Source organism: Chlorobium sp. (assembly GCF_049593655.1).
Taxonomy (GTDB): Bacteria; Bacteroidota; Chlorobiia; order Chlorobiales; family Chlorobiaceae; genus Chlorobium.
The window spans coordinates 68,434-88,696 of sequence record NZ_JBAWHG010000031.1; the positions used below are offsets into that span (position 1 = coordinate 68,434).

General features: G+C 55.9%; 16 protein-coding genes. 12 read left to right on the forward strand and 4 right to left on the reverse strand.

What is annotated here, in order from left to right; translation table 11 throughout:
* The first annotated feature begins 178 nt into the window (after window positions 1-178).
* Complete coding sequence (ispF, locus tag WBP50_RS04950) at window positions 179-652, forward strand: 2-C-methyl-D-erythritol 2,4-cyclodiphosphate synthase (protein WP_423932108.1); 474 nt, start codon at window positions 179-181, stop codon at window positions 650-652.
* A gap of 27 nt (window positions 653-679) precedes the next feature.
* Here the strand turns inward: ispF and WBP50_RS04955 are convergent, their stop codons facing one another.
* On the reverse strand, window positions 680-1,954 hold the full coding sequence (locus tag WBP50_RS04955) for an ABC transporter permease (RefSeq protein ID WP_423932110.1): 1,275 nt from the start codon (window positions 1,952-1,954) through the stop codon (window positions 680-682).
* A gap of 173 nt (window positions 1,955-2,127) precedes the next feature.
* On the opposite strand from WBP50_RS04955, the gene WBP50_RS04960 reads away from it, so the two are divergent.
* From WBP50_RS04960 to WBP50_RS04980, 5 genes are all read left to right on the forward strand, one after another.
* Window positions 2,128-3,333, forward strand: coding sequence for a 6-phosphofructokinase (locus tag WBP50_RS04960; protein ID WP_423932112.1), 1,206 nt, complete (start codon window positions 2,128-2,130; stop codon window positions 3,331-3,333).
* Between the two features lie 273 nt (window positions 3,334-3,606).
* Entirely contained in the window at window positions 3,607-4,518 is a 912-nt protein-coding gene (locus WBP50_RS04965) for a branched-chain amino acid transaminase (protein ID WP_423932113.1), read from the forward strand.
* A gap of 17 nt (window positions 4,519-4,535) precedes the next feature.
* Window positions 4,536-5,699: an ATP-binding protein gene (locus WBP50_RS04970; RefSeq protein WP_423932115.1), complete on the forward strand. Its 1,164-nt coding sequence runs from the start codon at window positions 4,536-4,538 to the stop codon at window positions 5,697-5,699.
* A gap of 340 nt (window positions 5,700-6,039) precedes the next feature.
* Window positions 6,040-7,227 carry an iron-containing alcohol dehydrogenase gene (locus WBP50_RS04975; RefSeq protein ID WP_423932117.1) on the forward strand — a complete coding sequence of 396 codons (1,188 nt, stop codon included), beginning with the start codon at window positions 6,040-6,042 and terminating at the stop codon, window positions 7,225-7,227.
* 111 nt (window positions 7,228-7,338) lie between these two features.
* Window positions 7,339-9,120: a radical SAM protein gene (locus WBP50_RS04980; RefSeq protein WP_423932119.1), complete on the forward strand. Its 1,782-nt coding sequence runs from the start codon at window positions 7,339-7,341 to the stop codon at window positions 9,118-9,120.
* A gap of 64 nt (window positions 9,121-9,184) precedes the next feature.
* On the opposite strand, the gene WBP50_RS04985 is transcribed toward WBP50_RS04980, so the two are convergent.
* Entirely contained in the window at window positions 9,185-9,814 is a 630-nt protein-coding gene (locus tag WBP50_RS04985; RefSeq protein ID WP_423932121.1) for a class I SAM-dependent methyltransferase, read from the reverse strand.
* Between the two features lie 585 nt (window positions 9,815-10,399).
* Here WBP50_RS04985 and WBP50_RS04990 point away from each other — a divergent pair.
* From WBP50_RS04990 to WBP50_RS05015, 6 genes are read left to right on the forward strand one after another with little or no spacing between them, the layout of a single operon-like run.
* Window positions 10,400-11,500, forward strand: a complete 1,101-nt coding sequence (locus WBP50_RS04990; RefSeq protein WP_423932122.1) for a radical SAM protein — start codon at window positions 10,400-10,402, stop codon at window positions 11,498-11,500.
* On the forward strand, window positions 11,497-12,516 hold the full coding sequence (locus tag WBP50_RS04995; RefSeq protein WP_423932124.1) for a radical SAM/SPASM domain-containing protein: 1,020 nt from the start codon (window positions 11,497-11,499) through the stop codon (window positions 12,514-12,516). Before WBP50_RS04990 ends, WBP50_RS04995 begins: the two co-directional genes overlap by 4 nt.
* Entirely contained in the window at window positions 12,513-14,024 is a 1,512-nt protein-coding gene (locus WBP50_RS05000; protein WP_423932125.1) for a B12-binding domain-containing radical SAM protein, read from the forward strand. Before WBP50_RS04995 ends, WBP50_RS05000 begins: the two co-directional genes overlap by 4 nt.
* Before the next feature lies 1 nt (window position 14,025).
* Window positions 14,026-15,072 (forward strand): KamA family radical SAM protein, encoded by a 1,047-nt coding sequence (locus WBP50_RS05005; RefSeq protein WP_423932126.1) that lies wholly within the window; start codon window positions 14,026-14,028, stop codon window positions 15,070-15,072.
* Complete coding sequence (locus WBP50_RS05010) at window positions 15,032-16,264, forward strand: hypothetical protein (RefSeq protein WP_423932128.1); 1,233 nt, start codon at window positions 15,032-15,034, stop codon at window positions 16,262-16,264. Before WBP50_RS05005 ends, WBP50_RS05010 begins: the two co-directional genes overlap by 41 nt.
* A 59-nt stretch (window positions 16,265-16,323) precedes the next feature.
* The gene (locus tag WBP50_RS05015) at window positions 16,324-17,571 is read left to right on the forward strand and encodes a lipopolysaccharide biosynthesis protein (RefSeq protein WP_423932129.1); all 1,248 of its coding nucleotides are present in this window, start codon (window positions 16,324-16,326) and stop codon (window positions 17,569-17,571) included.
* 37 nt (window positions 17,572-17,608) lie between these two features.
* Here the strand turns inward: WBP50_RS05015 and WBP50_RS05020 are convergent, their stop codons facing one another.
* Both WBP50_RS05020 and WBP50_RS05025 read right to left on the reverse strand, forming a co-directional pair.
* The gene (locus WBP50_RS05020) at window positions 17,609-18,496 is read right to left on the reverse strand and encodes an SAM-dependent methyltransferase (protein WP_423932131.1); all 888 of its coding nucleotides are present in this window, start codon (window positions 18,494-18,496) and stop codon (window positions 17,609-17,611) included.
* A gap of 213 nt (window positions 18,497-18,709) precedes the next feature.
* Window positions 18,710-20,263: hybrid sensor histidine kinase/response regulator (locus WBP50_RS05025; RefSeq protein WP_423932133.1), on the reverse strand; the 1,554-nt coding region annotated here is incomplete at its 5' end.

A 20,263-nucleotide genomic window follows, 5' to 3' on the forward strand; every position in this document is an offset into this window, starting at 1 on the left:
AAAAGTGGTTATTCCACAATCTAAGACTTTATCGCCGGGAGGACAAATCGGCAAGGCAGGGCGCCTGAGGAAGGCAAGAAAAGCACAATAGTGAACCACTCTCCTTGCTCCTTGCTCCCGGCTCCTTTATATTTATTGCCCAACAGAGCAGTTTCATCCTTTAAACCATTACAGCACCATGCGCATTGGAATCGGAATAGACGTTCACCCTTTCGCCGAAGGCCGCAAACTGGTCATCGGCGGCGTAGACATTCCCTCAACAAAAGGTCTTGACGGCCACAGCGATGCCGATGTGCTGCTCCATGCCGTCAGTGACGCCCTGCTCGGCGCCGCGGCACTCGGCGACATCGGCCTGCATTTCCCGAACACCAGCCAGGAGTTCAAGGACATCGACAGCATGATTCTGCTCCGGCACGTAGGAAAGCTGCTGCAGAAAGAGGGATTCGAAGCCGTCAACATCGACGCCATGCTGCTGCTCGAAGCGCCTAAAATCGCCCCTTACATAGACGAAATGCGCCGCAATATCGCCCGCTGCCTCGGCATGGAGATCAATGCGGTATCGGTAAAGGCGACAACCAACGAAAAACTCGGGTACATCGGACGCGAAGAGGGTGCTGCGGCTCACGCCGTCTGCATTATCCGCCAGCACTGAAAGCCTCCCGGCCGGACACAGGGAAATCTAAACGCCGACCTGGCCTCTGAGGATGCTGACCGGAGGGTATCGGGTGGCCTTGCGGGCCGGTGTTATTGAGGAGAGCACGGCAATGAGAATGCCGAAGAAAATGACCATAAGATGAGCTTCGGGGGTTTCGAAAATGTTGATGCGGTCACTGCGCAGCACTCCTGCCGTACTCGCCTCGAAACGGATAAGCGAAATGAAGTGGCAGATCACATGTCCGGCCGGGCTGCCGATCAGGACGCCGAAAATACCCATGATCAGCCCTTCGAGCATGAAAATAAGGGTAATGCTCCCCCGCTGCACTCCCATTGAACGCAGTATGGCGATATCACGGACCTTCTGCAGCACCACGGTAGTCATCACCGAAGAGACGCCAAGCCCGGCCACGACAAATACGAAACCCACAAGCACCAGCGTGATGGCCGCATTGCGGTTGTAGAACTCGATGACGTTCCGGTTGGTTTCATCCCAGCTTTCGCTCCGGTAGCCGGTCAGACGCTGGACGGTTGCCGCAACCGCGCGGGCGCGGTTGACGTCCCGGGTTCTCAGGCCGATACCGGTTGCCGAATTTGCGGCTATCCCTTCCATTCTCTGGGCGAGAGAAAGGTTCACGTAAGCCTCGCGCTCATCCTTTGCATTAAACCCGCTGCTGAACGTGCCGACAATCGTTACCGGATACTGTTCGCTGTTTTTCGTCACCAGCACAATCCGGTCACGGTACCCCGCATTGAGCTTTTTGGCCAGAAGATTGCCGACAAGAATGCCGTTCGGCGTCCAGGCAAGCTCCTCGAGTGCATTTTTTTCCACAAGATTTTTCTTCAGTCCGGCTATATCGGCCTCCAGAATGGGAACCACCCCTCGCGCGGCACAGGCTGTAAAGCGGCTCTTGTTCCGGGCGATCACCCTTGTGATCACGAACGGAGAGATGCGCTCCACACCGGGAACACGGCTGATCCGCTCCACCACATCCGGATAGTTCTTGATCAGCTCCTTGGCCTCGGTGGTTACGTTCTTGTCGACCATGGAGACCGTTCCGGGAATAGTACCTATAAGGTTATCCGGCACGAGCGGATCGATCCTTTCGGCGCTCACCAGCACATGAGGAGCCGTATCGATCACCTTGGCCACAACATTCGAGGATGAACCGTTGGCAACCGAAATGGTGGTCACCAGCATGGCCGAACCCACGGCTACGCCAAGAGCCGTCAAGAGGGTCTGGCGCTTGCGTTCCCTGAGGTGAACCCAGGCAATTTTCAGGTGATCGAAAAAGGTCATGCCGCGGCGGTAATCATCGTAACATCAACAAATACGGCAAGGTAAAATGCCACTGCCGTGATGAAAAATCATACAAAACATCTATCTTGACTGCCATAGGCAGGAGATACTCCTCAAATGTATAAAAATTAGGCCGTTAAAATCTAACCCGAGCAATCAAGGAGAAAGGAACTGTGAAAAAAATAGGAATCCTAACCAGCGGCGGGGACTGTGGAGGGCTGAACGCCGTCCTGAAAGGCGCAGCCCTGATGGCAGAAGCCCGTGATCTTGAACTGTATGTCATTCCGAACGGCTATGCCGGTCTCTACAACCTTGTCGACAGCGAGAATATCGTCAGACTCGACAAACATCGCCTCGACCAGTTCGATGCAACCTTTGCAGGCTCCGAAGCCGGTCATTCAAGGGTCAAAATCAAGGCGATCCGCAACCCCGACAAATACAACCGCATCAAGGAAGGAATGAAAAAATTCAACCTTGACGGTCTTATCATAAGCGGCGGCGACGACTCCGGAAGCGTTATGGTCGACCTCAGCCAGCAGGGCGTACACTGCATCCATGCGCCGAAAACCATGGATCTCGACCTGCAGACCTACTCCGTAGGCGGAGACTCCACCATCAACCGCATCGCCCAGTTCGTCCACGACCTCAAAACCACCGGAAAGACCCACAACAGGGTACTGGTCACCGAGGTGTTCGGCCGTTACGCAGGCCACACCGCTTTCAGAAGCGGCATCGCGGCTGAAGCCGACTGTATTCTCATTCCGGAAATTCCGGTCAACTGGGAGGTCGTCTACGAACATCTCGCCAAACGGTTCACCCGCAGGATTCGTCAGAGCGACGTACACAGCGGCACCTACACCATCGTCGTAGCCGAAGGCATGAAAAACGCCGATGGAACCGAAATTGTCGATGAATCCGCAGGCATCGACGCTTTCGGCCATAAAAAACTCGCCGGTGCGGGCAAATACACCTGCCAGGAGATCCAGAAACGCATGAAAGCCGATCCGGCCATGCCCATCTTCATGAAAGAGACCGGCATGTTCGTCGAAGGCGTTTACGAAATCCCCGAAGTGCGTGAAATTCACCCGGGCCATCTCGTCCGTGCGGGCAACTCGTCGGCATACGACGTCAATTTCGGCTTCGAAGCCGGAGCGGCGGCGATCCTGCTTCTGCTCGACGGGAAAAGCGGCGTCACGGTATCGAAAGTCAAGGGACGCAAGGTCGAATACATCGAGTCGTCGAAAGCGATCACCCAGCGTCACGTCGATCTCGATCAGGTAGCCCTCTACGAATCCCTCGGCATCTGCTTCGGACGCACGTCGGGCAGCTACGAGCCGATCCTTCGGGAAGTGGAAGGCGTCTACGAAAGGATTTACTGAGGCAGTAGGCAGTAGGCAGTAGGCAGTAGGCAGTAGGCAGTAGGCAGTAGGCAGTAGGCAGAAAAAAATTGATTCTGGTTACTGCCCGCTGTTTTTTTTACCGACACAACTTTCAGTCCGCCCCGTCATCCATCTTCTCCCGCTCACACGCTTCCCCGCTAAGCGCGCACTCTCTTCCCGGCCCACACTCTTCGACATTCTTCTTTTAAAAAAGGCAAAACCGTATATCTTTCAGGTTTGTACCGGTAATGCTAAACACCCAACGACTTCACCATGAACAAGTCTGAAAAAATCTGGATGAACGGCGAGCTGATCGACTGGAGTGATGCAAAAATCCACATTCTGTCGCATGTCGTTCATTACGGATCGTCAATATTCGAAGGCATCCGCTGCTATGAAACGGCAAAAGGCTCGGCAGTCCTTTTCCTCGACGAACACATCAAAAGGCTCAGAGACTCGGCAAAGATATACCGTATCGAAATACCCTATTCCGAACAGGAGCTCAAGGATGCCATCATCAGCACCATTCGGGCCAACGGCCATAAATCCTGCTACATCAGGCCGCTTGTCTACCGCGGCCAGGGAGCACTCGGCGTCAACCCCTATCTGGCGGCTATCGAGGTTGCCATCGCCACATGGGAGTGGGGCACCTATCTCGGCGAGGATGTGCTTGAAACCGGCGTTGACGTCCGCGTCTCATCGTGGAACCGCCTTGCACCGAACACCCTGCCCTCATGGGCAAAAGCCGGGGGCAACTACCTGAACTCCCAGCTCATCAAGATGGAAGCGCTCATGGACAACTATGCCGAGGGGCTTGCGCTCGACACGAACGGTTACGTCTCCGAAGGCAGCGGCGAAAACATCTTCGTCATCCGCGACGGTGTTATCCATACCCCTATGTCGGCCCAGTCGATTCTTCCGGGCTTCACCCGTTACGCGGTCATGCATATCGCCAGGGAGCTCGGCTACGAGGTCAGGGAGACCATGATTCCCCGTGAAGCGCTCTACATTGCAGACGAGGTTTTCCTTACCGGCACGGCAGCGGAAATCACGCCGGTCAGAAGCATCGACAAATACCCGATCGGCAACGAAAAACGCGGTCCGATCACCGAAGCCCTGCAGCACCACTACCTGAAAATCGTCAAGACCGGTGAAGATCCCTACAACTGGCTGACCTTCATCTGAACCCTCAAAAGGATGGCATGAGCTGGAAAACCATTATCGGCCAGAAACAGCAGATCAGGGTTCTGCAGAACGCAATCGAATCCGGACGTCTCGCTCATGCCTACCTCTTCACAGGCCCTGAAGCGTCCGGAAAAGAGAGCATCGCCTTCGAGCTCGCCCGCGTGCTCAACTGCCGTAACAGCCGGGAAAATCCCGAAACCGGTTCATGCGGAACCTGCCCCGACTGCGTGCAGATCGACACCTTCATGCACCAGAACATCGAATATGTTTTTCCGGTAGAGGCTGCGCTGCTCGACGCCGGTGAAGGCGTAAAAAAAGAGAACAAAAAATTCACTGAGGCCAGGGAACGCTATGAAGCGCTCATCGAAGAAAAAAAGCTGAATCCCTACCTCACTCCCTCGATGGACCGCTCCATGGGAATTCTCAGCGAGCAGATCGTCGCACTGCAGCAGAAAGCGCTCTACATGCCCTCGGAAGGGAGCCGGAAAATATTCATCATCTCGCAGGCCGACAGGATGAACCCTGCGGCCGCAAACAAGCTGCTCAAACTGCTTGAAGAACCGCCCGGCCACATCATGTTCATCCTTGTATCGTCGCGCCCCGAAGCGGTACTGCCCACCATCCGTTCCCGCTGCCAGCAGATCCGCTTCCAGCGAACCTCTCCGCAGGAACTGCGCCAATGGCTTCAGGAAAACCGGCCCGATATAACGGAACCCGAGCTCGGCTTTACCGTGAACTTCTCGCGCGGCAATCTTGCCCTTGCCTGGGAGCTGATGAGCCGGAGCGGCAGCAGCGAGGGGATTCCGGCCGTCCTGCTGCGCAACCAGGCAATCGACTACCTCCGCCTCGTGCTTACCCCGAAACGCTTCCATGAGGCGCTGACGGCCTGTGAAAACCACGCGAAAAACTTTTCGAAGCCGGAGGTCGTCCTCTTTCTCGGCTCCCTTCTGCTCTTCTTCCAGGATGTCAACCACCGCCTGATCGTACCCGGCTTCAAGGGGCTCAACAACCCGGATATCTCCCCGGCAGTCGACCGGTTCACCAGCAGTTTCCCCCGTACGGACTTCTTCGCTATCTCAACCGTAACCGAAGAGGCCATACGCGCCATCGACCGTAACGCGAACCCGCTGCTTGTCCTCTCCGCATGGACCGCTGAAATCAGAACCCTCATCCGGAAGTAGCCTCATCGGGCAAAATCCTTCGTTGCTTCCGCTTCCTGCCGGTGCCGAAGTCCGGCAACCGGTTGTTCAGCCATACGGCGCCCATGGTTCGAAAAGAACGGAAAAACAATCGAAATAGCCTATTTTCCGGTATAAACAGAACGGTGATCATGCCCTGATCATCCCGACAAGCCGGAGGACAGGAAAAGATATTCAGCGTTTTCCCTTTTTCCCGCAGGGACGGTATGCCGACCCTGTATGGCCTGCAAACCGGCTCCGTTCATCTCGATTTATGCCTCAACAATCCTGTGCTGAGGTTTCTCATGAATTATTCAGGGCAACATCCATCATGGAGAACAGCATGAAATTCGAATTCCGGAACCCGACGCATCTTGTTTTCGGCGCAGGATCGCTCTCCAGACTGGGCGAAATGGTGGGCGCACACGGGAAAAAAGCGCTGCTCGTGACCGGCGGAGGAAGCGTCAGGCGCAACGGCACCTTCGACCGGGCGGTTTCGAGCCTGAAAGCCTCAGGTATCGCTGTAGCTGAATGCTCGGGCGTCGAGCCCAATCCCCGGCTGTCAACGGTACACCGAGGCGCGGAAATCGCCCGCCGCGAAGGGTGTGACGTTGTGGTGGCCCTCGGCGGCGGCAGCGTGATGGACGCGTCGAAAGTCATGGCTGCGGCGCTCTTTTACGAAGGCGACCTGTGGGAGATGTTTCCGCACGGCCAGGCAAGCAGAAGGCTCCCGGAGCGCGCGCTGCCGATCGTCACCGTGCCCACCCTCGCAGCCACCGGCTCCGAAATGAACGGCGGTGCGGTCATCACCGATGAAAAAAGCACCGTGAAGTCGTTCGTCACAGCCAGATGCCTCTATCCGCAGACCGCCATCGTCGATCCCGAACTCACGGCAAACGTGCCGCAGGACCAGACCGCTTACGGCATCTGCGACCTCATCACTCACGTGACCGAATCGTACTTCAACGGCGTGGACGGCACGCCGCTTCAGGACCGTTTTGCTGAAGGGGTGATTCTCACCGCCATGGAATGGGGGCCGAAAGCGGTTGCCGACGGGCTCGACATCGAGGCCCGGGCTCAGGTGCAGTGGGCATCGGTGGTAGCTCTCAACGGCTGGGTGCAGATCGGCACCCTGTCGCCCTACCCGGTGCACATGATCGAGCATTCGCTCTCAGCCCATCACGACATTGCGCACGGTGCGGGACTGGCCGTGGTTGGCCCGGCATGGATGCGATTCGCGGCAAAAACCCGCCCCGAACGGTTCGCACAGTTCTCGGAGCGGCTCTTCGGCCTGCCGCTGCAGCGTCCCGAAGATGCCGAAGCCGCCGCACAGGGCATCGACCGGTTCGAGGCATTTCTCCGCTCGATAGGCTGCCCTACCCGTCTTTCGGAGGTCGGCATAGGAGGCACCCTGCTCGAACGGTATGCGAAGGATACGCTGCTTGTCGCCCGGGGCGCCGACGGACGCCTCCCCGGCCGCCCGGCCATGAGCGAGAAGGACATTGTCGAGGTGCTGCATTCGGCCCTGTGATACCGAAACCCGGAAATCGAAAGGGTTTGGTCTTGAGTATCGTTATGTTATATATTACATAACGAAAACATATTTACGTTCCTGCACTTGCCTACCCTGATGACACCAGCCATGAAATGTACTGTCTGCGAAAAAAGATGCTTCGTTCCCGAATCGAAAACAGGAGGATGCGGGCGGTATCGCAATGAAAACGGCACGCTGCGGGAGATCTATCCGGACAGTTATCTCCTGGTATGTCCCATATCGGCGGAGACGATGCCGATCATGAATTTTTACCCGGGAGCGAAATTTCTCCAGATAAGCACAACGGGATGCAATTTCGACTGCTCAGGATGTGTGGCAACCGTGGTAGCCAAAGAGGTGAGCTCCGAGAGCAGGGCGCTGAAGAAGCTTACCCCTCCGGAGATCGTACAAAAAGCGCTGGAAGAGAACTGCTCGGGCATCGCGTTCCTTATGAACGATCCGCTTGCATCCTATTATACCTTTCTGGAGATCGCAAAAACGGCAAAGCGCCACGGACTGCTTGCAGGGTGCTCGTCGAACGGCTATTTCACCGAGGAGTCGGCAAGCGCCCTGTCGCCCTTTCTCGACTTCATCAACATCGGCATCAAGGGGTTGTCCGACGAGGACTACAGAAACTGCGGGGCCGGCCCGGGATACAAGCCCGTACTGAGAAACATCGGCTACTTCCATGAAAAGGGCGTCCATGTCGAGGTAGCCTGCATGCACAAGAAAGACGAGGATCACAAGGTAATGGAGATAGCCCGTACCCTCTCGGACATATCCCGCGACATACCGCTTCAGATCATGCGCTTCATCCCGCTGGATGACTCGGACATCGGCACCGAGCCCACCATAAGGGAATCCGAAAACATCCACCGAAATGCCTGGACGGTGCTGAACTATGTCTACCTTTTCAATTCACCGGGGAGCGAGTGCATCAACACCTGCTGCCCACAGTGCGGAGAACTCATCTACGAACGCGACTTCTACGGACCCATGGGCTCGAAACTCCGCAGGGCATCGATCTCCGCCGATGAAAAGCACTGCCCGAAGTGCGGCTGCAGGCTCGCCGTCAGGGGAACCCTCTCGAACGGATCCTACAATGAAAACGACTTTGAAGGTGGCTACCCCTTTACCAGGGCGCTGGAGATAATCGAGGGAACGCTGGCCGCCATCGGCGTCAAGGACCAGAAATCGATTGCCGGATGCTGGGAAGAGATGCTGCAGGAGAACGGACTGCAGAAACTGCACGGCAGCATCCAGAACTTTGAATCGTATGCCGGCGCCATACACCGGTTCGGATCCAGGACAGGAAAAGAGAAAGAGGCCGAAAAGCTCACCGCATACATGCGCGATCGCATCCGGCTCATCCTGGCGAAAACCGAACACCTGAAGGATAAGCCAAGGGTATACTATGTAATGGGAACGCCGCTCTTTTCCCTGGAATGCGAACGGCTGGAAAATACGCTGGTCGAGATGGCCGGAGGCGTCAGTATAAACAGAATACTTGCATGCACCGGTCGTCCGGGAATGAAGACATCTGCTGAAAAGCTGAACGCCCTCAACCCGGAAGTGATTTTCATTTCATCGTTTATGCAGACACCCCTTGACGAATTTTACGAATATTGCGACGAACTGGGAATAACTGCCGATGCGGTGATAAACAGGCGGGTTTACAACCATCCGATCCCCTGCATCGATTTCGGCAGTCCGAGATGGATACTGGGACTGATGCACATCGCAACATGCCTGCATCCGGATATCTTCGGCTTCGACATCGAAGCCGAGGCGGGCGCTTTTTACAAAGAGTTCTACGGGCTGGACTTCAGACTGGAAGATGTGAACCGCTCTTTCGCCAAGCCGAGCATGCACTGGCGGATCACGACATGAAAACGAGACCCGCCGACCGACTTTCCGGTGCAGCGAACCCTACCTGTTGTACTCTTCGGGAAATCTACCCTACAGCATGACGATAGACCTGAACGGTGAACTCTTTTCCCGACTTCAGGACCAGCGCCTGCTCGCTCTCCAGGTCGAAACCGGATGCAGCGGCACACCCGGCAAGCTCACCGGGGGAAATCAGGCGCATGAGCGGTACAAGTGCCTGAACGCTCGTATACGGCGACGGCGAAACCGCATGCACATGCGGCGAGGGGTGCTGCAGAACCGTAACCAGACGACCGTCGGGGCTGCACACGCGCGATAAATTGCCCAGCGCAGCAGGAAGCGGAACATACTCGAATACCAGAGCCGCGTAAATAAGATCGACGGGACAGAAAGGCAGCGGACCGGACCCGATGTCGGCAACATGGAATTCGAGGCCCGGAATACGCCCCTGATAACGGAACGACGCCGAAGCGATGTAGTCCGGGTTGATGTCCACGCCAACCACTCGCTTCGTCTCGGGCGGAATTCCGTCGAAGCCGTTGCCGCCGGCACAACCGATAACCGCAACGGACTCCGGCGAAAACCGCCGCAAGGCATCAGAGAACTGCACTGCCAGCATTTCCGCCTGAGCGATTGCGGGCAGCGACATGTGGGACTCGTAGTCCGCAAGCGGGATTTCCAGCCAGGGATTGGTCATAATCAATCTGCCAATAAACTCATAAAAGAATTACCTGCGAAAAAGGATGCAGTTCCGGATAAGATGCCCTCCCTGCCGGATATCCTTCCTTTCATCAGAAAACGTGCGGCACGCAGTGCCGGTTCATCCTGTCGTATCCCCTTCCACGGGTACGGTCGCCAGACTGACACCCGGCATTTCGACCGGCCCTGCCCATCGAGATGGATGCAGGCCACCAGTTTGCCGAAGTACACACCCTCATGGCTGATGATGATCGTTCGAGTTTCAATCGATATATCCAGCGGCAAAATACGACATATAACCCGACTTTTCAGTATCCGATGCAACATCCCACGGTCTGGAGGCCGACATGATGGCCGGGACCGTAAATCATTTTTACGGCTGCAAGTTCTGGCAAACTACTTTTTAAATATGTAAATTATCCCCAACGAATCCACTCGCGATACGCTTGTCCGGTTTATCGCAGAGCGGTTGACACACATCCCCCATAATGATCAGTATGATAACGTACATCGGGTTTTCTCCGCTCTTTCCGGAGCCGGACCGCTCTTTGCCATCCAGTACCCTGACAAATACTCCGTACCAGTGGAGATCCTCCGGAAGGAGGCCAAAACCATGAGCCGGTTCAGGGTCATAGAATTCCAGCTGCTGCAGGCGTGCAATGCCAGCTGTGTGTATTGTGCGTACGATCAGAATCTTCCGGAATTCAACAAATGGCTTCCCCTTGAAATCGTAGAAAAAACCCTGGCGGAAGAAAAGCCGGAGTGGGTATGGTTCGAGGGCGGAGAGGTCACCATGACGGACAGGTCGAAAAACTACCTGCTTCAGGCCATGGAAATCGCCGGCAGGTATGGCGTCAAAAACCGTATCAACACAAACTGCAGGAACATCGACCAGCAATGGGCCCGGAGGCTGGCCGAGGGAGGCCTGCAGTTTGCCTGCGTCTCCTTCGATACGCTTGTTCCTGAACGGCTCGAGTTCCTGCGCGGCTTTCCCGAAGGAACCGGAGCGGAAAACCTGGAACGGCTCAAAAGAAACGCACTCTTCCTGGCGGATCAGGGAATAACCGTCGATCTGGAAGCGACGGTGACCCGGCACAACATCCACGAGCTTGAAGCGCTCTATGATTACGCCCAAAGCGTAGCCACTGACGGCCGGAACATCATCATGGGAGCACAATGTCTGGTTGCGACCTATGACGAGGTTTTCGGACTGTATCCGGACATGGAGGAGATGATCGACGTATTCATGCGGCTGACCCGGAAGGCAAGAAACGGCAGGATTCCTGTGCGGATCTGCTGCTCGCCGATGGTTCGCTGCAAATATCCCGAACTCTACGAACCGCATCCGAACATTATCTGGGTCGAGTGCACTTGCGGTTTCGATTATGTCCACGTCAACGCTACAGGCGACGTGCTGCTCTGCGGATTCTGGGACCACAGCGAAACCATCGGCAACCTGAACACCGCATCCCTGGGGGAAATCTGGGAGCATAGCGGACTGCGCAGGCAGGCCCTCTCTGAAACCCCGGAACAGTGCGAGGGTTGCCGGCACTGGGAAGGTCCCGCCCGCTGCCATAACAGCTGTTTTTCGATTGCCCGCCGTAAAACCGGCTCGTTCAAGTCCTTTGCCTATGACCTTACAACCAGGGCAATTGCCGATGCCGCAAACGGGAGACAGTCATGAACAACCTGAATCCCTGGGAATATACCGAGCTCGAATATCCGGGACAGCTTGCCTACCTCACCGTATCCTGCACGACCCGATGCAACTTCGCCTGCGTGTACTGCTCCAAGAAAGACTATGCCGTAACCGACCTGGATTACGGTCTGATCGGAAAAGCCCTGGACGAATCGCTTCGTCTGGGCCTGCGCAAAGTCGAGCTGACCGGTGGCGAGGCCCTGCTCTGGCCGCATTTCTGGGATGTTGTGCATTACCTTCGCGAAAACAGGGTGATGGTGCAGCTGGTCACCAACGGCTCCCTCATCGACAGGACGCTTGCCGGAAAACTGGCGGATGCCGAAATAAACGTAGCCGTCAGCCTCTCCACCCTCGATCCCGGAAAATTCTCCTGTCTTTCGGGTGGCAAGGGTGAGCACCGGGCAATTGTCGAAACGCTCGAGGAACTGAAGGCTGCCGGTTATCACGCGGACCGCTACCCAATGTTTGCCCTGCATGCTCTTGGCTCCAGGGAAAACTTCGGTGAACTGGACGACCTGCGCAAATTCGCACGGCAGAAAGGGTGCGGGTTTGTCCTGAACCGGGCTATCCCGGTCGGCGGCCTGCAGGCGGACAACGTACCGTCCCCGGACGATCTGAAACGTTTCCTGGAGCGGGAAGCCGGCGATCAGCCTGCAGCAGTGCCCTTTTCCGGAAACACTCCCTGCAACCGGCTCAAGGCAGGCTGCTATATCGGAGCCGATGCAAAGGTGCGCCCCTGTTCATCCCTCGACATCGAGGTTGGCGACCTGCGCAACGAGTCCATCACTGCGATATGGCGGAAATCAGGAATCCTCGAGCAATGCCGCACCCTTGACCTCAGTCTTGAAGGTTCCTGCGGAACCTGCCCGGAACGCAGCCGCTGCTACGGCTGTCGGGCTGTGGCTTATGCAACATGGGGCAGCCTGACCGCTCCCGATCCGGGCTGCTTCAGATTTACGGAAGACAGGCAATTCAACTCCCAACAAAAAGAAGCGCAGTGAAAGTCGCATTTGTCGCCCCGCCGGTTCCGGCGGTTCCCCTGAGCCATATGCAGCGGCTCTACTATTTTCATCTTTTTGCAGCCCGGGCCTTCACGGTATTCAGGCATCTCGACGAGCAGGATTTCTCCCGTTTCTGGATGCTGGAACCGGTCCATCTGGGCCTCCTGCAGCTTGTCTCCTATCTCGAGCAGAACGGCATCGAATGCTCCTATTTCGGCCCGATAAGCCCGGAGGGCAAAGAGGTGGACCGGGAAGGGGTTCTTCTCCGGAAAATTCTCGAACGGGCGGATGAGTTCGATGCCATCGGCTTCAGCTCGATCACCGCCAGCTACGGAACCGCGGCACGCATGGCCCGGCGCATCAGAGAGGAGTACCCTCAGATCCCCCTGATCCTGGGCGGCAACCATGCATGGGTACGCTACGAGGAGGTACTGCGCGAGTCGGTTTTCGACATCCTGGTGCACAAGGAGGGAGAGGAGACCACCCTGGAACTGCTCCGGGCCATGGAGCAGCGGAAATCGCTCCACAACGTGGCGGGAATCAGCTTCACGGAAAAGGGTAAAATCCTCAAAACCCCGGACAGGCCCCGCATGGACCGTTCCGTATTGCCGCTAATCGGCTATGAACATCTGGAAGACAACTTTACCAGCCGGGAGCTGGGCGGAGAGAAGCGTCTGTCGATCCCCATTTCGAGGGTAACGCCTCTCACCGGCTGCACCAACGACTGCGTCTGGTGCGCGGATTTCTGGAAACCCAAGGTTACAGGCCAGAATCCGGAGCGGTTCAAAGAGGAGGTTACCTACCTGATGGAACAGCGTAACAGCCGATTCTTTTACCTGGGCACCCATGACTTTCTTCATCATCTCGGCCATGCCATGGATATTGCCGGGCAGATGGGTTCGTTACAGCCGGAAATGCACTGGGAGGCGCAGACCAGGGTCAACCCCGGAGCCACAAGGGAGCATTTCCGCAGACTGCGTGAAGCTGACTGCCGCTGTCTGCACGTGGGTGTTGAAAGCGGCAATCAGGAGCTGCTCGGAATCATGGGCAAAAACATCATGCTCCCCGAGGTTATGCGCATGCTTGAATACGCAAGGAAAGAGGGCATAGAAACCCATACCTACTGGCTCATCGGTTCTCCCCTCGAAACCTACGAAACAGCCCGCCAGACCATAGACACGATGTGCAGCTGGCTTCGCTCCGGTCTGTCCAGCACAGCTGAAATCAACATGCTGGTGGGTTACCCTGGCACCTCGTTTTACGAGCGGAGAGAGCAATACGACATCACCTGGGTCGATCCGGATTACAGCAATTATGATGGCCGCAACCAGCCAACCTATGAAACAACGCGCCTGACAAAACGCGATTTTGAATACCTGTTCCATCGGGCCATGGACGAGTATTGCTCGGTTATGGAAGAAACCGTCGGCAGCAAAGAGCAGATAACTGAAAAACTCGGGCATCGATTCCCGAATTTCGATCCCGCTTTCATGGAGGCAGCGTTTTAAGATGCAGAACATGTGCAGCCAGGCCGCCCTTGCCGGCATACCATTCTTCACCGAACAGCACCGTGAGGTTATCAGAACGGTAGCCCGAAAGTATCCCATGCGGGTTACCCCTTATTACCTCGGGCTGATCAGGGAACCGGGCGACCCGATATACAGGCAGTGCATCCCCTCCGAAGAGGAACTGACCGATGCATCAGGCCAGTCTGACCCTCTGAAAGAGGACGATCACTCCCCTCTGCCCCGTCTGCACCACCGCTATCCGGACCGGGTACTGCTTGTCGTGACCAACAACTGCGCCATGTACTGCCGTTTCTGTACCAGAAAACGCAATATCAGCGACAGGACCACAGCCATCACCAATGAGGAGCTTGCCAGGGTCGAGGAGTATCTCAATGATCATGAGGAGGTGCATGATGTGCTGATTTCAGGCGGCGATCCGCTCACCCTTCCTCTGGAAAGTCTTGAGAACGTTATCAGGGCAGTAAGAAATATCCCCCATATCGACATTATCAGGATCGGCACCCGCATCCCCTGCGTCGATCCGGAGCGGGTTACCGAAAAACTCTGCTCCATGCTGAAAAAGTATCACCCCCTCTATATCAATGTGCATTTCAATTGCCCGGCCGAAATCACCCCCCGGTCGCAGAAGGCCTGCTCCATGCTGGCCGACGCAGGCATTCAGCTCGGCAATCAGTCGGTACTGCTGCGGGGCGTGAACGACAGCCCGGAGGTGATGAAGGAATTGCTGCGCAAGCTTCTCGGGATGCGGGTAAAACCCTACTACCTGTTTATCCCCGACATGGTAACAGGCACCGGCCATTTCCGGACCAGCCTGGAAACCGGGCTTGAGATCATCCATTCCATCCAGGGCTGGATGAGCGGCATGGCAACCCCGCAACTGGTGATAGACATGGAAAACGGCGGCGGCAAGGTCCCCTTGTCGCCGGAATACGTGATCGATAAAGAAGACGGCAAATACACGTTTCGAAATTTCGAGAACAAACTGTATGCATACACCGACTTCCAGCCCTGCCAGAACCCGGTCTGAGCGGACCGAAGAGCTTCTTGGACTCCTGGAGCGGATTACGGGAAAACCCTCGACCACGCTCAAGGGCAGCCTCAGATTCTACTACCAGGCTGTTCCGTCGCTGCTGGGAAAGAGCTTTCTCGGCCCGCTTGTCTCTCCTCCGGTTTTCAGCGCCCAGCTCAAGGCACGGGCTCTCTCGGAACGGATCTACCTGCCGCTCCTTGAGGCCATGAGCCGTTGGCCGAAGTGGAACGAGCCCCTTGCCGTTACCCTGCTCAGGGAAGTTGTCCCTGCGCTTCTGGGCATCGCCTCCATGCAGAAGAGGGATAACGACACCCTGTTTCTGAGCCTTGCCCTCGGCGAGCTGGCCGATCAGGCAGGCCGGGGTAAGGTTCGCCTGACCAGTCTTGTCTGCCCCAGCTACCAGTACCGGCGTGATTCGAGCGGCAAGCTCTGGCACTGCTCAGGCGAGTTATTGCCCACTGCAGGAGCGCGTTTCGGGGCCGTAGCCGAAACCCTTGGCAGGGTTTTCTCGCCTCTTGCGGAACACGGTGTCGAAATCGACTGGGAGTTCTGGGGCTATACCGGCGAAACGGGCGATCCCGAGCACCTGATCGATATGGCCCGTTTCGTACACCAGCATTATCAGCGCGATCCCCGGCAGCTGTTCGCAACCCTGGCCAGGGCTTCAGAGGATATGACCGGGCAGCTCCGGGAACACATGGGCTGTTATAACATCAATGCCCGTACCGGTTCGCTCGACCGGAAATTCGGAGCGCTCGTTTACGGTATCCGGAACTCGTTTTCGGAAACATTTCCAGACCAGCTGGAAACAATCACCGCTCCGGAAGAGGTGGAATGGTGGCTTGACAAGGCATGCAAGTGCGGGCCGCTCATCCACTCTTTTGTGGAACAGGAGAAAGTCTACCGGCAGAACGTGATAATCGAGTCAGCGGAACCCATTGTGTTCACGGAACCCGTTGTTCCCGCCGCCCTGCGCGAGATGCTGCTTTATACCCATATCCTGGAAGAGGTGCGAAAAAACGGTTCGATCATCATCGATACGGAAAGCAGCTCCAACTATATGACCGAAACACTGCAATACCTCCCTGTCGGCCTGATTTTCACCCGCTCGGCGAAGGAGAAACATGATGGAAAGCGTTCGCTGTACACGCTGAACATCCGCCAGCCGTACAACGTCGTGCCCGGCTGATCAACTCCGGTGATCGTGCGCTTTTCCACAGGGGATTCAGGAACAGGAACTATTGCGTCATGAAGAACATCATCCTGCTGGCAATACTGTATGCCGGTTTTACAGCCGAATACGTCACGAACAAATTTCTTACCGGAAATCTCGATCTCGACGGCCTCGGCGATTTCAATGTGGCGGTCAGCGTCGCCACGCTTTTTTCGGTAATATTCATTCTGGGAGGCGATTCAGGCCTCAACCGTTTCATTCCAAAATATCTTGAGAACAGGGAGTGGAAAAAAATCAAGGGATACATCGCCTATTACCTGAAACTCACCCTCATCATCTGCATTTGCGCCGGAAGCCTGTCTCTCGCTGTCGATTATTTTCTCCGCCGTTATCATCTCGAAAAACTCCTCCACGAATCATACTTCGCGATGATTCTGACCCCTGCGCTCTCCGTATTCACGATCCTGGGGGCATTACTGCTGGCCATGCATCGCCGGTACCTGTCAAGCCTGACCACCGAACTGCTGAAACCCCTGCTGTTTCTGGGTGGTATCTGCATCTGGATTTATTTCAATGCAACCATCAACGAATACGAGGCGATCGCCCTGCTTCTGTCAAGTCTGCTGCTGACCATCACGGTGCAGTCTTGGCTGAGCCTGAAATCGATACCGTTCGATTTTTTCGGCGAAAAACTGCAGCTCTGCATATCGGAATGGAGATCCGCCTGCATACCGATGCTGATTACGGATCTGTCAAACAATTTCGTATCGGTCATCGAAATCTGGAGTCTGGAACTGCTTCACAGCAACGAAAAATCCGTTGGCGCCTTTTCGCTGCTGGTTTTTATCTCTTCGATAATCTGGGTCAATTTCAGCGCAATACTCTATTTCATATCATCGCGCATTTCCACGATTGAAAACGACAGGGAGGCCCTGCAGAAATATTATTCGAGCAACGCCCTGTGGTTATTGCTCATAAACATCTTCACCACTTCGATACTTATCGTTAATGCCGAGTCGATACTCGGATGGTTTCACAGTGACATGATTGCCTACAGGAACTGGTTCAACTTCATTCTCGTCGGCACCTCCATCAACGCCATCCTGCGACTTGCATCACCGTTTCTCAGATTAACCGGTTATGCCAGGGAAGCCTCCGCGATTTCAGGCAAAATCCTCGTGATCAGCACTGTCGCGACTCCCGTCGCGATCTGGTTTTTCGGTATCGAGGGAGCGCTGGTCTCGCTGGTATGCATCCATTTCATCAGAGGGCTCTGGTATTCCGTCAGCCTGAAAACAGTCCGCGGCATTGCACTGGTGTGACTGCGCATTCCTCCCGGGAATGCGATCTTCGATTAGCCTAACCGGATTCGGCAATGTCCGGATGCCGGGGTTTTCGGCCAAGGAGGATCATCCTTCGGGAACGCTCCGTGTACTCCCCCAGTAGCTCGTCGTAAACCTGTTCCAGCTCAAGACCGGCCAGCAGGAAAAGCCGCCGGTACTCGGAAAGGGAGTAAAGGCGGACCCCGCTCACCACCCTGACAGTCCGTCCGTTCTCCTCCAGCCTGTTCAGGATGTACAGCACTCTTCTGGAGGGTTCATCCCATTGCTTGACAACCTCGATACCCTCAATATCGAGTTTTTGCTCCGTATCGGCGGCCACCTCGACAGGATTCGGAGCTTCGATGATCAGCCGCCCTCCGGGACGAAGGGCCATGGCAAGACGCTGCAGAACGAGAAAATCCGTCTCGACGTCGTAGTAGCCGAAACTGTTGAACCAGTTCACCACGGCCTCGAATCTCCCCTCATAGTCCAGCTCCCGCATGTCTCTCAGGAGGAGAGCACCCTCCAGCCCTTCTGCGGCAAAGCGTTCTCCTGCACGCCGGATAAAACGGGGGTTGATGTCCAGCCCGGTGTACCGGATGCCGCGTCGGGCCAGATGGATGCCGACACGTCCGTCCCCGCACGGACAGTCAAGAACCTCCCTGCCGGGGGCAAGGTCGAGGGCCTGCCATATGATTCGGGCTTCGGAAGCAGCCATCTCCTCGGGTTTCAGCCAGAGCCCGTCGGGGATATGGCTGACCCAGTCAGGATCAGAACGCAGGCCTTTTGCCTGTCCCGGTTCCGACAGCAAAGCCTCTGCCTCGTTTTCAGCGTCCGTTATGATCTTGCGGTCTTCGCGCGGTGGGGTTGACGGCGACATGAGTATTACACCTTTGAGTTTCTGTACATCAACGACGAAATTCATAACGCTGATCCCTGAACACAATACCTGAGGCTATGCCTCCGGCTTTATTTACTCCCGAGCATATAACTCACGGCATTGGAGGTCACGCCAAGATGCCGCGCCGTTTCGGCCCGCGAGAGACCGTATTCGAACACGGCCTTCTTTGCGAGAGCTTGACAATCTGCCAGCCCCGTCAACCGGCTTCTGATGTAAAACGCTGAATACATTATGCGCTCAGACGATCTGCAGGATTTTCTGCTGGATGAGCAGGCGGTCGACCGGCTTGACGAGATAGGCGTTCATGCCGCTCTGCATCGCTTCTTCGATAATGGCGCTGTCCGATTCACCGCTCATGGCTATAATCGGAACCGATCCGTTCAGTGAACTGCCTTTCCGGATGCGCCGCGTAACCTCGAGGCCGTCGAGCACCGGCATCTGTATATCGAGCAGCAGCAGATCCAGTGCCATTTTTTCAATGATTTCCAGCGCGTCGATTCCATTGGAGGCTTCGACCACATGGGTTATGCCGAGATGCTGCAGCATGCCCCTGACTGCGGTCCGGTTGACCGAAGAGTCGTCAACAAGCAGTACTTTCTTTTCCGAAAGGTCTTTCTTCTCGAACTGCCTGCCTTTTAAAGAAAGCGCTGCCGATAGCGCCGAAACCATCGGCTGGAGCATTAACGGAAGGGACAGCAGCTCCGCTATTCCGGACTTTTCAGCCCTTCCGAAATAGAGATAGGAGGGTTCTGCCGAGTAGGCCACTACGGGCAGGAACGGGTTGACCCCGTTGTTCCCGTTCAGGAGGGCGGTCAGCCGGCACCCGTCGTTGACGGGCAGCTCCATCTCGCAAAGCAGCAGGTCGTAGTGCCCTGCCGATATCTTTCCGAGCACATCCCCACCATCTTCCGTTTCTTCAATCTCAACGCCAAGAGGACCGAGCAGACTCGTAACCCGCTTTCTGCGCTCGCCGTCATGGTCGGCCAGGAGAATGCGTTTACCCTTGAAAACCGAACGGTTGTCGCTGTAGAGCTGCTCTTCGAAACGAGCCAGCTCTTCCTCGTTGACAACCGGAAAGCCCAGGGTGAATTCCGTATACTCGCCCTGTACGGATTCGCAGGTTATATCACCCCCGAACAGCCGCATGACCCGTTTGCAGTAGGCCAGACCGAGACCGGTTCCTCCCTTTTTTCCGGAAGTGAAGAACGGATCGAAAATTCTTGTGAGATTATCTTTTGCTATACCGGGGCCGGTATCCCTGACGATCACGCCGTTCATGCGCTCACCCCTTCGGGTTTTGATGAAAATCCCCCCTTTCGGATCGAGCCGCAAAAAATACAGGGCGTTCATGACGAGGTTGAAGATCACAAAAACATACATCGATTCAACGCCCTTGAACATGAAGTCGTCTTCGCTTGAAAAATGCACCTTCCGGCGCTCTTCGTCGGACTCATACCCGTATTCATCGAGCGCCTTGCGGGTTACCGCCATTGCAGAAAGGTAGGTGCTGCCGCTCCTGAACGGGTCCTCGTTTCTGACCTCTTCGAGAATCATATCGATGACCTGCACCCCCCTGTTCACGGCCATCTGACCCTGCGCTATGCCGGCGTAGATCTTGGCGAGAACCTCTTCGCTGATCTCACCGGATGCTCTCCCGGTATAGTATGCCGGCAACTCATCCTGGATCGCGTCGAGATTGTAGCGCACCTGCCCAAGCGGGTTGCGCATCTCATGCGCAATGCCGACGGCAAGCGCCTGAAGCGCCGAGTTTTTTTCCTGGGCCAGCTGGCC

Bases quoted from the DNA above. Each gene is read 5' to 3' on its own strand.
- WBP50_RS05015 (WP_423932129.1), top strand. From the start codon at position 16,324: ATGAAGAACATCATCCTGCTGGCAATACTGTATGCCGGTTTTACAGCC.
- WBP50_RS04985 (WP_423932121.1), bottom strand. From the start codon at position 9,814: ATGACCAATCCCTGGCTGGAAATCCCGCTTGCGGACTACGAGTCCCAC.
- WBP50_RS04995 (WP_423932124.1), top strand. From the start codon at position 11,497: ATGAACAACCTGAATCCCTGGGAATATACCGAGCTCGAATATCCGGGA.
- WBP50_RS04980 (WP_423932119.1), top strand. From the start codon at position 7,339: ATGAAATGTACTGTCTGCGAAAAAAGATGCTTCGTTCCCGAATCGAAA.
- WBP50_RS05020 (WP_423932131.1), bottom strand. From the start codon at position 18,496: ATGAATTTCGTCGTTGATGTACAGAAACTCAAAGGTGTAATACTCATG.
- WBP50_RS04970 (WP_423932115.1), top strand. From the start codon at position 4,536: ATGAGCTGGAAAACCATTATCGGCCAGAAACAGCAGATCAGGGTTCTG.
- WBP50_RS04955 (WP_423932110.1), bottom strand. From the start codon at position 1,954: ATGACCTTTTTCGATCACCTGAAAATTGCCTGGGTTCACCTCAGGGAA.
- WBP50_RS05010 (WP_423932128.1), top strand. From the start codon at position 15,032: ATGCATACACCGACTTCCAGCCCTGCCAGAACCCGGTCTGAGCGGACC.
- WBP50_RS05005 (WP_423932126.1), top strand. From the start codon at position 14,026: ATGCAGAACATGTGCAGCCAGGCCGCCCTTGCCGGCATACCATTCTTC.
- WBP50_RS04965 (WP_423932113.1), top strand. From the start codon at position 3,607: ATGAACAAGTCTGAAAAAATCTGGATGAACGGCGAGCTGATCGACTGG.
- ispF (WP_423932108.1), top strand. From the start codon at position 179: ATGCGCATTGGAATCGGAATAGACGTTCACCCTTTCGCCGAAGGCCGC.
- WBP50_RS04975 (WP_423932117.1), top strand. From the start codon at position 6,040: ATGAAATTCGAATTCCGGAACCCGACGCATCTTGTTTTCGGCGCAGGA.